Here is a 13,733-nt window from a genome sequence, read left to right on the forward strand (position 1 = left end):
ATGTTAGAGGTTTTATTAAATTTAAGAAATAATAAATACTCGACTTCATTAGCTAATTTACCTCTGGTCGAGTTTGTGTTTATTCGATACCCCGTTAATATCACTTTGGTAAATTATTTATAAGTTAATTAAATAGGCAGGTATTAAATGGCTAACATGGTAAAAAAAATAAAAATAAAACAAGTATTTGTACTATTCACATTAGCAGCAAGCTTGAGTATATCTACGTCTTTTCAAGCCAAATCTTTGCAGGCCAAAAGTGCAGATACAGTTGCGACTGTGCTAGCTAAAAAGGGCGATGTAAATATCATTAGTGCTACCGGGACAGTTGCCGCGAAAAGAAAATCGCTATTAATAGAAAAAGATACTGTAGTTACAGGTCTGGACGCTAGAACGTCACTTAAGTTTAATGATGGCACTATTACAACGCTTGGTAGCGATAGTGAAATGTTGATCAAACAATATAAGTGGAGTGCCGATGACAAAGCGCCATCAGCAGAATTTGAATTAGTTAAAGGCGTGTTTCGTACTGTAACTGGGCTGATCACTAAAGTAAAAATACCTAGCTATACAGTAAAAACCCCAATGGGCAGTATAGGTATTCGCGGTACTGACTTTTGGGGCGGCTATTTAGATAAAGACGCTATCGATGTTTTGTTTGTTGAAGGTGATCATGAAATTGTGATCACTAATGAATTTGGCACTACGGTATTAACAGCACCAGGTCAGGGAACAACGATTAAAGCGGGTAAGGCACCAACCGCTGCCAAATTTTGGCCGCAACATAAAGTAGATAGAGCGGTTAATTCAACTAGCTTTTAAAGGTTGTCTTAATACCATACAAAAATGGCATTAAAAAACGAAGTGTGAGTGGTATTCACACTTCGTTTTTTTGTTTATAACTTTAAGTTTTAAAAGCTAAGCAGAAAAAACACTAAGCCGAGAAGTCGACTTTTTTAAGTGACTCAGTATTAGCTAAATATTTTTCTATTAACTGTTCAATACTTTGCTTATTTATATCTATATTCTTAGATGCTAGAAACTCTTCATTATAAAGTTTCGATATAGAGCGTTCGCCAAGATCACAGGCGATAGTTACAATAGTTTGTTTTTCACCGCCATTAGTCGGTCCAAACTGAATAGCGCTAAACAAAGCTGCTGTTACGTTTAATGCACTTGAGCTACCTAGTACTAACGCGTCATGTTTTCTAACGTAATTTGCTACTGTAACAATATCTTGGTCTGGCAAATTAACCGCATAATCAATTTTTGCTTGTTTGAAGTTCTCAACCAAACGCATAATACCAATACCTTCAGTGAATGAACCACCTTCACTTGCGATATGTTTACCTTGTGCAAGATAATTTAAAATGCCCGAGCCATCAGGATCAACTGCAACTGTTTTAATATCCGTATTTTGTGATTTAAGGTATTTAGATATCCCGCCTAATGTGCCGCCAGTACCAGCAACAGAAACAAACACATCAATATCTTTTTGAGTTTGTTGGTAAATCTCTGGACCGGTATAAGTAAAGTGAGCTTTTGAATTACTTAAATTCTCAAATTGATCTGCCCACCAGTATTTAGGATTGTTCTCAGCCATTGTGCGAGCCGTATGATAAAAGTGAGCTGGGTTTGAAAAGGGTACCGCATCAACAAGGTGTAATTTAGCACCATGGAGCTCAATCATTTGTTCTTTTTCTTTGGTTTGCCCTTTAGGCATTACGACCTCAAGATCATAGCCGAGTGACTTAGCAACAATGGCAAGTCCAATACCTGTGTTTCCGGCAGTGCCTTCTACAATTGTCATTCCAGGTTTAAGTTTGCCACTATCTATCGCGTCTGTGACCATTTGCAAAGCAGCTCTGTCTTTTACTGAACCGCCGGGATTCAAAAACTCACATTTAACATAGATGTCACAACCAGTTAATTGACTTAAACTGGCTATTTTAACCAGTGGTGTATCGCCAATTAATTCAGCTAAATTATTTGCAGTTTTGTTCATTGTCACAATACCTTTTATTAATTAGTTTCAATCTTTCTTGAATTCAGGCTTAGATACAGATGATAAAGGCGTAGCACTATGTTTTATAGATGCTTATCTTAATTCACTAATCGCACTTTTGATACGAAGTGTAAGTTAAAATTTACTTTTGTTTAAATAAAAGCAGACTCATTCAACTATATTTTACAAATAGGCGGCTATTAACTTGAATCTATTGAGATAGCAAGTATAATGCCCCGCAATAACGCTAGGTAAAGCTCTTTGTTGTATTCTATAAATACAATAAAGTAAGTGACCTAGCTCAAGTCCTTGGAATTAGACTTAAAACAATTAGCCAAGTAATTTACGGACGCGGGATGGAGCAGTCTGGTAGCTCGTCGGGCTCATAACCCGAAGGTCGTTGGTTCAAATCCAGCTCCCGCAACCAATTAGGTTTAATTGGTTGCTTTAATTAAAGTGTTATGGCTTTAATTAACACGTAAATTATAAAGGTAGATGCGCGCCTCGACACTCGGGGCGTTTTGGTTTTTCAAGCCTGCTACTTTAACAGTTTGTATTGTGGGTTCAATATAAGTTGAGCTCATGGAACTGGGGCTTATGGCCCTTTTTTTGTACTTATTTTTAGCAATAGGAGTGGTAATTTGACCAATCTAGAACTGCGTTTAACTGAAATGTTAAGCCCTGCAGTAGATGCTTTAGGTTTTGACTTATTAGGCATTGAATATTTACGTGCGGGTAGTCATTCTACTTTACGTTTATTTATAGACCATGCAGATGGAATTACTGTAGATAACTGCGCAGACGTTAGTCGTCAAGCAAGTGCGATCTTAGATGTAGAAGATCCTATTGCAAATGAGTACAGCTTAGAGGTCTCATCTCCGGGTGTAGATCGCCCACTGTTTACCCTTGCACATTTTGCAGCTGTGGTATCAGAAGAGGTAAGCGTTAAATTAAACGTGCCACAAGATGGACGTAGAAATTTCAAAGGCACATTGGTTTCGATTGACGAAGACATGATAAATGTTGAAGTTGATAACCAAGTGTTCTCTTTATTAATAGATAATGTCTCGAAAGCAAATTTAATTGCTAAATTTGGCTGATCATACTTAAAGGAGCGAGATAATGGCAAAAGAACTATTACTAGTGGCAGAAGCGGTTTCAAACGAAAAAGCCGTACCACGTGAAAAAATATTTGAAGCGTTAGAGTTTGCTTTAGCAGCTGCAACAAAAAAGAAAAGTCCAATTGATATCGAAGTTAGAGTTCATATTGACCAAGAAACGGGTGAATATGATACTTTTCGTCGTTGGTTAGTTGTACCTGATGATCATCAAATGGAAAACCCTGTAGCTGAAATGAGTATTTCTGCTGCACAGTATGATGAACCAGAACTTCAATTAGGTGACTATGTTGAAGAGCAAATTGATTCAATTAAATTTGACCGTATTACTACGCAAATGGCTAAACAAGTTATAGTGCAAAAAGTACGTGAAGCGGAACGTGGTCAGATTGCTGATGCTTATCGTGGTTTAGTTGGTGAATTAATTACAGGTATCGTTAAAAAAGTAAATCGTGACAATGTTACATTAGACCTTGGTAACAATGCTGAAGCGGTTTTATATCGTGAAGATATGATCCAACGTGAAACGTTCCGTCCAGGCGATAGAGTTCGTGCATATTTATATGCAGTAAGACCAGAAGTTCGTGGGCCTCAATTGTTTGTTAGCCGTACTAAACCTGAAATGCTGATTGAATTATTCCGCATTGAAGTGCCAGAGATTGGCGAAGAAATGTTAGATATCGTTGCTGCTGCTCGCGATCCTGGCTCTCGTGCCAAAATCGCAGTAAAATCAAACGACCGTCGTATCGACCCAGTTGGTGCGTGTGTTGGTATGCGTGGCGCTCGAGTTCAAGCTGTTTCTGGTGAACTTAATGGCGAACGTGTAGATATCGTATTGTTTGACGGTAATGACGCTCAGTTTGTTATTAATGCAATGGCGCCTGCGGAAGTTGCATCAATTATTGTTGATGAAGATCGCAAGTCAATGGATATAGCAGTTGCTGCCGATAACTTGGCAATGGCAATTGGCCGTAGTGGTCAAAATGTACGTTTAGCAAGTCAGTTAACTGGCTGGGACTTAAACGTGATGACTGAAGCTGATATGGCTGAAAAACATCAAGCAGAAAACAGCAAAACAATTGAAGTGTTCATGAAAGGCCTAGAGCTTGATGAAGACTTTGCCACTATGTTAGTGGACGAAGGATTCTCTTCATTAGAAGAAATTGCTTATGTACCAGTAGCTGAACTATTAGAAATTGATGGTTTGGACGAAGAAATAATTGAAGAATTACGAACTCGTGCAAAAGCAGTGTTAACGACTCAAGCGTTAGCAAATGAAGAATCATTAGAAAATTCAGAGCCTACTGAAGAGCTATTAAATCTAGAAGGCGTTGACCGTCATTTAGCGTTTGTATTAGCTAGCAGAGGTGTGACAAATTTAGAAGAATTAGCTGAGCAAGGCACTGACGATTTAGCAGATATTGAAGAACTAGGCGCAACAAAAGCCGGTGAATTAATTATGGCTGCTCGTAATATTGTTTGGTTTAGTGACGAAGCTTAAAGCTCAATGTGGAGGTAGTAAAGAATATGACAGAAGTGAGTTTAGACAAACTAGCACAAGATGTAGGTACTCCGATTGAGAAATTAGTTTCTCAGTTTGCAGACGCCGGAATCACTAAGAAAATTGGTGATATGGTTAATGAAAACGAAAAGAAACAGCTTTTGGAACATCTGAGCAAAGCCCATGGCGGCGAGAGCTCTGAACCAAAGAAAATGACCTTGCAACGTAAAACAAAATCGACGTTAAGTGTTAACAGTGGTTCAGGTAAATCAAAAGACGTTCAAGTTGAAGTTCGCAAAAAACGCACATTTGTGAAACGCAGTGATGCTGAGTTAGCTGAAATGGCGGCAGCAGAAGAAAAAGCGAAACTTGAAGCAGAAGCAGAAGCTAAAAAAGCAGCAGAAGAACGTGCTAAACGTGAAGCAGAAGCTAAAGCTAAAAAAGAAGAAGCAGCAGCAGCAAAAAAAGCTGTTGATGCTAAGCGTAAAGCTGATAATGCAACTAAAGCGTCACCTAAAAAAGCGAAAAAACCTGGTGAAACAGATGAAGAGCAAAAGCTTCGTTTAGCTGTTGAACAAGAAGCGCTTAAGAAAGCTGAAGAAGAAGCTGAACGTTTAGGTGAAGAAGCTAAAGCGATGGCTGTAGCCAACGAAAAAGCTTGGGCTGAAGAAGAAGAGAAACGTAAATACAAATTAGAGCATGAAAATGAAGATGATCTTCATGTTCACACTTCTGTTTACGCTCAGTTAGCGGAAGATGACCAAGATAAACGCGAAGAAAAAAATCGTCGTAAAGGTAAGAAATCTGGTAAAGCTACCGCTGATGAACTTGCTCAGTTAACAGGTCGTCGTCGTAAGAACAAACCTCAAAACCAACATGCATTCCAAAAACCAACGGCTCGAGTAGAGCAAGTTGTTAGCATAGGTGAAACTATCTCTGTATCTGAATTGGCATCTCGTATGTCTATCAAAGGTACTGAAGTAGTTAAAACTATGATGAAAATGGGTGAAATGGTTACGATTAATCAAGTTCTAGACCAAGAGACAGCTGTTTTAGTTGTTGAAGAGTTAGGTCATAAATATGTTTTAACTAAATCAAATGAACTTGAAGTAAAAGTATTAGCAGAGCGTGACTCAGGTCAAGGCGATGCAGTTCCACGTGCTCCAGTTGTTACGGTAATGGGTCACGTTGACCATGGTAAAACATCGCTTCTAGATTATATCCGTAAAGCAAATATTGCTGACGGTGAAGCAGGTGGTATTACTCAGCACATAGGTGCTTACCATGTAGAAACTGAAAACGGTATGATCACTTTCCTAGATACTCCTGGTCACGCGGCGTTTACGTCAATGCGTGCTCGTGGTGCTAAATCTACGGATATCGTTGTATTAGCAGTTGCTGCAGATGATGGTGTTATGCCACAAACTAAAGAAGCGGTACAGCATGCTAAAGCAGCAGGCGTACCTCTAATAGTTGCAGTTAACAAAATGGATAAAGAGGGTGCTGATCCGGATCGTGTTAAAAACGAATTGGCTCAACTAGATGTTATCCCTGAAGATTGGGGCGGCGAAACTCAGTTTATTCATGTATCAGCTAAAACTGGCGAAGGCATTCCAGACTTATTGGAAGCAATTAACCTAACAGCAGAAGTTCTAGAATTAACAGCAGTCGATCACGGTGCAGCACATGGTGTTGTAATCGAATCTCGTCTTGATAAAGGTCGTGGTCCGGTAGCGACTGTCCTTGTTCAAGAAGGTGAGTTGAAGAAAGGCGATATCGTATTATGTGGCTTTGAATATGGTCGCGTAAAAGCAATGAAAGATGAAAATGGTAAAGAAATATTATCAGCTGGACCTTCAATTCCAGTAGAAATCTTAGGTCTTTCTGGCGTTCCTGCGGCAGGTGATGAAGCGACAGTTGTACGTGATGAACGTAAAGCTCGTGAAGTTGCTAACTCACGTCAAGGTAAATTCCGTGAAGTTAAACTTGCTCGTCAACAAAAAGCGAAACTTGAAAACATGTTTGCTAACATGGAAGAAGGTGATGTTTCTGAACTTAATATCGTTCTTAAAACAGACGTACAAGGTTCATTAGAAGCGATTACTGATGCGCTAGTTGGTCTTTCGACTGACGAAGTTAAAGTAATTATTGTTGGTAGTGGTGTTGGTGGCTTAACTGAAACCGACGCATCATTAGCTCAAGCATCTAATGCAATAGTTGTTGGTTTCAACGTTCGTGCCGATGCATCAGCACGTCGTTTAATAGAACAAGAAGATATTGACTTACGTTACTACAGTGTTATCTATTCTGTTATTGATGAAGTTAAACAAGCAATGTCTGGTCTATTAGCTCCTGAGTTTAGACAAGAAATTATTGGTCTTGCTGAAGTTCGTGATGTATTCAAATCGCCTAAGATTGGTGCAATTGCTGGTTGTATGGTTACCGAAGGTACCATTAAACGTAGCGCTCCAATCCGTGTATTACGTGATAACGTTGTTATCTACGAAGGTGAACTAGAGTCGTTACGTCGCTTTAAAGACGATGTTCAAGACGTTAGAAACGGTATGGAATGTGGTATCGGCGTTAAGAACTATAATGACGTTAAAGTTGGTGACCAAATTGAAGTATTTGAAGTAGTAGAAGTTAAACGTACTATTTCTTAAACAGCAATTAGCTAGTGAAAAAGGGGAGCGATTGCTCCCTTTTTTAGCTTTATAACTCGTGTTTGACTAAGTCCGCAGGCTAAATGCCGTTGGCCTTGGTGAAACCACAAATTGATTAGGAGAGAAAAGTGCAAAAAAACTTTTCTAGAACAGATAGAGTTGCTCAACAAGTACAGCAAGAAATTGCGATGCTTTTACAACGTGACTTTAAAGATCCTCGTGTAGGTTGGGTTACTGTATCTTCAGTAGAAGTAACTCGTGATCTTGCTTACGTAACTGTGTTTGTAACATTGTTAGGTCAGGAAGAGGAAGAGGAAAAAATTAAACAAACTATTGAGATTTTAAATAAAGCTCAAGGTTTTTTCCGTTCAGAAATTGGCAAACGCATGCGTTTAAGAATTGTTCCTGAAATTAAGTTTGCCTACGACGACAGCTTAGTAACAGGTATTACAATGGCTCGTAAAGTTGATGAAGCAATTGCTAAAGATAATAACTTACGTGCAGAAAGCGGCGATAATCCAGCTGATATAGATACAGATAGCGCGGAAAAAGAGTAAAGATGGCACGACGTAAAAAAGGTCGGGCTATTTCCGGCATAGTATTGGTTGATAAGTCGCAAGGCTCTTCTTCAAACCATATATTACAAAGAGTTCGAGCTATTTACGGTGCTGAAAAAGCTGGGCATACCGGGGCATTAGATCCTTTAGCAACAGGAATGTTGCCAGTATGTTTAGGTGAGGCAACTAAGTTTAGTCAATATTTATTAGAATCTGATAAGACTTATATAGTAACGGCTAAATTTGGTCAGCGCACCGACACCAGTGATGCAGATGGTGAGGTTGTTGAAACTCACGATGTGAATATCACAGAGCAACAAATTCTTGAGTTTAAAAAAACCTTAACCGGTCCAATTAAGCAAATTCCTACAATGTTTTCAGCTTTAAAACACAATGGGCAGCCGTTATATAAATTAGCCAGACAAGGTATTACGGTTGAACGTGAAGCTCGTCCAATAACGGTTTTTAGTTTTGAATTGTTACGCTTTGAAGGTGATGAAGCTGACTTTGAAATACATTGTTCAAAAGGGACTTATATAAGAACCTTAGTTGATGATTTAGGTCAAATGTTAGGTTGTGGTGCTCATGTTCAAGCATTAAGACGCACTAAAGTTGCCAATTACCCAATTGATAAAATGTTGACGGTTGATCAAATTCAACAGCTTAAAGATGACAACTTTATTGATGGCGATGAAAGTAACGGTGTTGATTATATAGTGTTAGATAGTCATTTATTGCCAATGGATAGTGCATTAGAAGAGCTTACTCGAATTGAAGTAACCGCAGATGAAGTGAAAACTTTACGTCACGGACAATTCCCAGCTAGGCAAATGCCAGATCAAGAAGATTTAAAAGCCTATCAAATAGAAACCGGTGAGTTTATCGGCGTTGTTTCTATTAGACGTGGTGAGATAAGAACAAAACGCTTGGTTGTGACTGAAAACTTCTTGTAACCATTAACGTTATTATTTGATGTTAAAGTAGTAGCTATTAATTGGCTTGATCAAAACGCTTGAATAAAACTAGTGCTGCTCTTTTGACTTAGAGCAACACTGTTTATTCTTTTCAATAACTAATGAATTAATTATTGATTGTGCTTAACTTCTGATTTATCCAATCTTTTAATAAAGTTCCATCTACAAGTTTAAAGTTTTGCGGTGCTTTAGGCATAACATTACGACCATCTTGTACCACTAATAAGCCATTTGGTAGTTGCTTGCCAAGTGCTGAATTAGTTACTGCTAAACCATCAGTTTCCGATACACCATCCACCATATTTTGCCAATTGTTAACAATGTCAAATGCACCTAGAAATTGGTTTTTATCATCTACAGCGTACACTGCATAACGATTATTCCCTTGGCTAGATACAATAAGATAGTTTTTCCCATCTAGTTTATATAATCCCATACCTTCAATATCAGCAGCGAGCGTAGGGACAATTCCAGCAATGAAGGTATCAGGTTTATTTGAATCTATTTGTTTTAACCAAACACCTGTAGCTTCTTCACCGTAGAAGAGGCGCTGAGTTTCATCGTCGACCACACAGCCTTCTGGCTGACTTGGTACTGTCCATTCCATAGTTTTCTTGGCTAGTACTTTTTGTCCTGATACTGTGTATGCATCAAGGTTTAATTCATAGCGTTGAAATAGGCCGTCAGTGTCGTTTATCCAAACAGATATTTGTTGTGCTTTAACACTCATGCAAAGACCGTAAGGATCAGCTAAATCTGTTGTTATATCATTTAGAAATGTAGGCTCGCCAGTTGTTTTATCTATTGCAAATAAGCTAATACTTTTGGTTGTACGATTACTTGCGGCTGCTAAATCAACGATTTTATTGCCTAGCTTAACGTTATAACGAATGTCTACATTATTAACACGTCCAACGGCTAATTCATGTAGTAATTTACCATCCAATGTATACACATTAAGTCCATGTTTTTTATCAGTGCCATAAACTAAACTTTTATTTGGGTTAGTGTGATTTATCCAAATTGCTGGGTCGTCAGCTGCATCGCCATAAGCGTTAACTGGATCAGTCTGTCCGTAAGGTAATAAACCTGTGACTTTGTTATTAACTTTGATGTCAGGACGTTTCTGAGCGGTAATTGATTGGGTGATTAGTGTTTCGCTATTATCATCAAACACATTGACTAGTAAATCTTGACCTTGTCTTGTCACTTGTACTGTTTTTGGCGATAAGTGCTTTGGTAAATCGACAGATGTAACTTGCTTACTGCTAGCATTAAAAAACCAAAGCGCATTAACATCGGGGGAAACAATAACAACATCACCAGCTGAACTTGTATCTACGTATTCAATTTCTAACCCATCAGGTAATTGTATAAGTTGACGAACGACTTCATGCTCTGGGTTGGTAGAATAACGCCATACACCAATATTTTCTTCTGTGATGTATAACGACTCAGACAGCTCGTCAACGGCACAAGATTTCATATTCACGCCAACAGCAAAACGATTAACTTCTTTAGTTTGCCATTGCTGTGTACTCGCTTGATATATGGAGTAGTGTGTTGCCATACCAAGAACATCAACGGTGAATAAATCAATATTATTGTCATGACTGCTTAAACATATTGCATCAAAAGCTGATTGAGCTTGTTTAAAACGTTGTTTCACTGTGATTGCTGGGTGTTTAATATTAACTTCAGCTAAAACAATATCACCTGTATTTACGTCTATTGTTGCGACCACACCTAAGTCAGATTGATTTGGCATGCTTCTATAATCTAAATGTTCAGCGTTTATGTTTAGGGTATTAACAGGATTAAATTGCTTGTCTAATAATCCTAAACCTAAGGTTTCGCTGACGGCAATATGTTGAACTGAGTTAGTATTTTTAACATTCAGCTTTTTTAAAAATTGAGACTGTTTAAACCATGATGACTCTGCTGATACCGAACAACTGGCTAAGCAACTTACTAAACTAAATGTTAGTAAATTTTTTGATATATTTATCATTTAATTGATGTCCTTTTTTACTACTATGACGCTTACACTAGAGTGGTAAATTAGTTGTTCGCTATGAACAATAAGCTAATAAAGTAAACGTTTATAAAACTATCTATTGCTAAAGGGAGCAGAGCTCCCTTTGATTTATTTAACTATTTTTGACGAATTTCTACATCTGCCAGCGGAAACCAACTTCAACTGTACGACCGTACTCTTCGTACTGCGCATTTTTATTAGGTTGATCAAAGTAGTTATAGAAAGGTTCATCCGTTAAGTTAACTGCATTAAAGTAAATCGTCATTTCTTCATTCATGTAGTACTTAGCAGTGAAATCTATTTGCTGATGTGTATCTTCCATGCGTAACATGTCACCATCAATTTCTTCTAGGTTGTCACTTTTGTAAGTAGTGGTTAAGCGTAAATTTAGATCGTTGGTTTCATAACCAATAGTGAAGTTCATAATAGTGTCTGACTGATTTGGTAAGCTAGTTTCGTAGCGTTCACCGTCTAGCATTGTCACCGCATTTGAGCTTGAGAATGTACCGTTAGTCGAAAGTAGTAAACCGTTATCAAACGCTTTGACCCAAGATAATTCAATACCACTTAATTCTGCAGTTTCACCGTTTACCGCTTGCACAACTTCATCAAAACCGTCCCATTCTGGTGTGTCAGCAACATCAGCAAATATGACAAAGTTTTCAATCTCTTTGTAAAAGATGCCCGCTGAAATAATACCTATGTGGCCTGGATAATACTCTAATGCAAAGTCTAAGTTGGTTGACTCATAAGGCTTTAATTCTGGGTTACCTACTTCAGCCTCACGTTCAGTTACGAACTCTCCGTCATCTTCTTCTGTTTTGCTTTCTATTATTTGAAAGGCTGCGGCGTCTTCAAATTTAGGACGTGAAATAGTTTCAGTATATGCAGCGCGGCCAATTAATTTATCTGAAAACTCATAACGTAAGTTCACACTTGGTAACAAATGGCTGTAATCACGTTCTACATTCCATAACGTGTTAACAACTTCTTCTACGTCAGTTTCTTCATTTTCAATTAGCTCAACACGCATACCTGTTGTACTAAAATCAGTTTGTTCGTAACGTAATCCTGCCACCACTCGTAATTTATCTATGTTTATTTTAGCCATAGCGTAAGCAGCGAAGATGTCTTCATTGTAAACGTACGATGCACCGTTTGATTCTAATTCAGAATCTAGTTCTGCTAATTCTAAATTATCTTTGTTAGCCGCAAAGTCAGCTCTTAGATCTGAGCGGGAAAATGCAGGTCCAAATGTGCCAAGCCCCCAATCTGGAGTCGCTGACTCAAAGTCCGCACCAGAAATTCCATCAAAGTCACCATCGTAAATTGAGATATTAGCTTCGGTACTTTTTTCTCTGCTACGTAATTTAGCACCTGTTTTAAATTCAGCAATATGGTCGCCTATGGTGAATTGACGAGTTAAATCAATTTTCCCGCTAAATTCAGTATCTTCTGCATAATTCTTTTCAAATGATACTTCATCAAGCTCGTATGTTGAGGTATCCAATACAGAATTATCCATTGTCACTGATGGTATTTGAGTTTCTAAATCTGCATCAATTTCTTCGTTTTCAGTTACAAAGGTATAATACAAAGCGCTAGGTTCGTCTTCATTAGAGTAGGCATAACCAAGCTGGTAATTAAGTGTCCATAGGTTGGAAATATTTTCACCGCCCAGTGCCACACTCATAATGGTCTGTGTTTCTTCGCGGTCTTTTGTGCCAGCTTCAATTTCTGAATCTTCACCATCTAAGATAAATGTATTGGCTAGTCTAAATTCATTGTCGGTAAATTCATTGTACATAGTACGAATGTAATAAGAGTTTTTGTAGTCAGGGCGGAAGTCTAAGTTAATAGCTGCGCCAATGCGCTCACGAGAAATATCATAAAAACGTTGCTCTACTTCATCGTCGCCATTTGATTCAATATTATCTGAACCAAAATCTCGGCTTTGCCAAGATACGGCTCCAGCGATACCTACTTCATCATTAATTAAATGTGTGGCACTGGCTGAAACTTTAGGGCTTGTTTCGCTACGTAATGCATTTTGACTAAGTTGAGCATTTAATGTTGCGGTTGTGCCGTTTCGGTCAAATGCACTAACACTTCTTACTTCAACGGTTCCGCCAATTGCATCACCATCCATATCAGGAGTGATTGATTTTGACACGGCTAATGTTTGAATTAATTCAGACGGGATAACATCTAAAGCAACCGAGCGTACACCACCTTCAGGTGACGGTACGTTTAGGCCATTAATAACAACGTTATTTAGATTAGGATCGATGCCACGAATACTAACAAAACGACCTTCACCTTGGTCTCGTTCGATAGACAAACCCGGTAATCGTTGCAAAGACTCGGCTGCATTTTGGTCTGGAAATTGACCAATACCATCGGCCGATACAATTGAACGAATACTATCAGCAACTCGTTTTTGATTGATTGCACTGGCTTGTCCAGAATTTTGACCTAGTACAAGAACTTCTTCAAGGTTTTTCTCATTTAATGAAAGTATCAAAGGAGCGTTTCCACTTTCCTTTATAACAATAGTTTGCACTAATGTTTCTGCGCCTACATAAGTTACTTCTAAAGTATAAGTACCGGCCGGTAATTGTTTAAAGTTAAAGCTACCGTTAGAGTTAGTTTGAGTTTTTATATTCAACTCTTTAATTTCAATACTCGCACCAGCAAATATTTGAGAGTTAGAATTTGTTACTTTACCAACCACAACTGTATCAGCGTGAGCATTACCAACATACATTGCCGCGGCACAAGCCATGGCGATTACAGATAATTTAGCTTTCATGATCTTCTTCCAAAGTTAATTATTATTGAATGTGTTACGTAAAAAGTGGAGTGACTATAAAAGCG

At 38.3% G+C, this 13,733-nt stretch carries 9 protein-coding genes and 1 tRNA gene; 7 read left to right on the forward strand and 3 right to left on the reverse strand.

From position 1 onward, the window contains the following. The first annotated feature begins 147 nt into the window (after positions 1 to 147). Positions 148 to 822: a FecR family protein gene (locus tag Q0940_RS13180; RefSeq protein ID WP_299269272.1), complete on the forward strand. Its 675-nt coding sequence runs from the start codon at positions 148 to 150 to the stop codon at positions 820 to 822. A 112-nt stretch (positions 823 to 934) separates the two neighbouring features. On the opposite strand, the gene Q0940_RS13185 is transcribed toward Q0940_RS13180, so the two are convergent. Beyond that, positions 935 to 2,005, reverse strand: a complete 1,071-nt coding sequence (locus Q0940_RS13185) for a cysteine synthase A (RefSeq protein ID WP_299269274.1) — start codon at positions 2,003 to 2,005, stop codon at positions 935 to 937. Between the two features lie 350 nt (positions 2,006 to 2,355). On the opposite strand from Q0940_RS13185, the gene Q0940_RS13190 reads away from it, so the two are divergent. The 6 genes from Q0940_RS13190 to truB all read left to right on the forward strand — a co-directional run bounded on the left by Q0940_RS13190 (position 2,356) and on the right by truB (position 8,797). After that, a tRNA-Met gene (locus tag Q0940_RS13190) sits at positions 2,356 to 2,432 on the forward strand. 214 nt (positions 2,433 to 2,646) lie between these two features. Beyond that, complete coding sequence (gene rimP / locus Q0940_RS13195) at positions 2,647 to 3,105, forward strand: ribosome maturation factor RimP (protein ID WP_299269276.1); 459 nt, start codon at positions 2,647 to 2,649, stop codon at positions 3,103 to 3,105. A gap of 22 nt (positions 3,106 to 3,127) precedes the next feature. Continuing rightward, the gene (nusA, locus tag Q0940_RS13200; RefSeq protein WP_299269278.1) at positions 3,128 to 4,624 is read left to right on the forward strand and encodes a transcription termination factor NusA; all 1,497 of its coding nucleotides are present in this window, start codon (positions 3,128 to 3,130) and stop codon (positions 4,622 to 4,624) included. Between the two features lie 26 nt (positions 4,625 to 4,650). Continuing rightward, a complete protein-coding gene (gene infB, locus Q0940_RS13205) occupies positions 4,651 to 7,287 on the forward strand; it encodes a translation initiation factor IF-2 (protein WP_299269280.1) in 2,637 nt (878 codons plus the stop codon). Between the two features lie 128 nt (positions 7,288 to 7,415). Further along, positions 7,416 to 7,844 carry a 30S ribosome-binding factor RbfA gene (rbfA, locus tag Q0940_RS13210; RefSeq protein WP_299269282.1) on the forward strand — a complete coding sequence of 143 codons (429 nt, stop codon included), beginning with the start codon at positions 7,416 to 7,418 and terminating at the stop codon, positions 7,842 to 7,844. A 2-nt stretch (positions 7,845 to 7,846) separates the two neighbouring features. Beyond that, positions 7,847 to 8,797, forward strand: coding sequence for a tRNA pseudouridine(55) synthase TruB (gene truB / locus Q0940_RS13215; protein WP_299269284.1), 951 nt, complete (start codon positions 7,847 to 7,849; stop codon positions 8,795 to 8,797). A 127-nt stretch (positions 8,798 to 8,924) separates the two neighbouring features. Here the strand turns inward: truB and Q0940_RS13220 are convergent, their stop codons facing one another. Together Q0940_RS13220 and Q0940_RS13225 are read right to left on the reverse strand one after the other, a co-directional pair. Then, positions 8,925 to 10,829 carry a phytase gene (locus Q0940_RS13220; protein WP_299269287.1) on the reverse strand — a complete coding sequence of 635 codons (1,905 nt, stop codon included), beginning with the start codon at positions 10,827 to 10,829 and terminating at the stop codon, positions 8,925 to 8,927. 160 nt (positions 10,830 to 10,989) lie between these two features. Then, complete coding sequence (locus Q0940_RS13225; RefSeq protein WP_299269288.1) at positions 10,990 to 13,668, reverse strand: TonB-dependent receptor; 2,679 nt, start codon at positions 13,666 to 13,668, stop codon at positions 10,990 to 10,992. Positions 13,669 to 13,733: the final 65 nt, after the last annotated feature.

This window comes from uncultured Psychrosphaera sp., assembly GCF_947500655.1.
Taxonomy (GTDB): Bacteria; Pseudomonadota; Gammaproteobacteria; order Enterobacterales; family Alteromonadaceae; genus Psychrosphaera.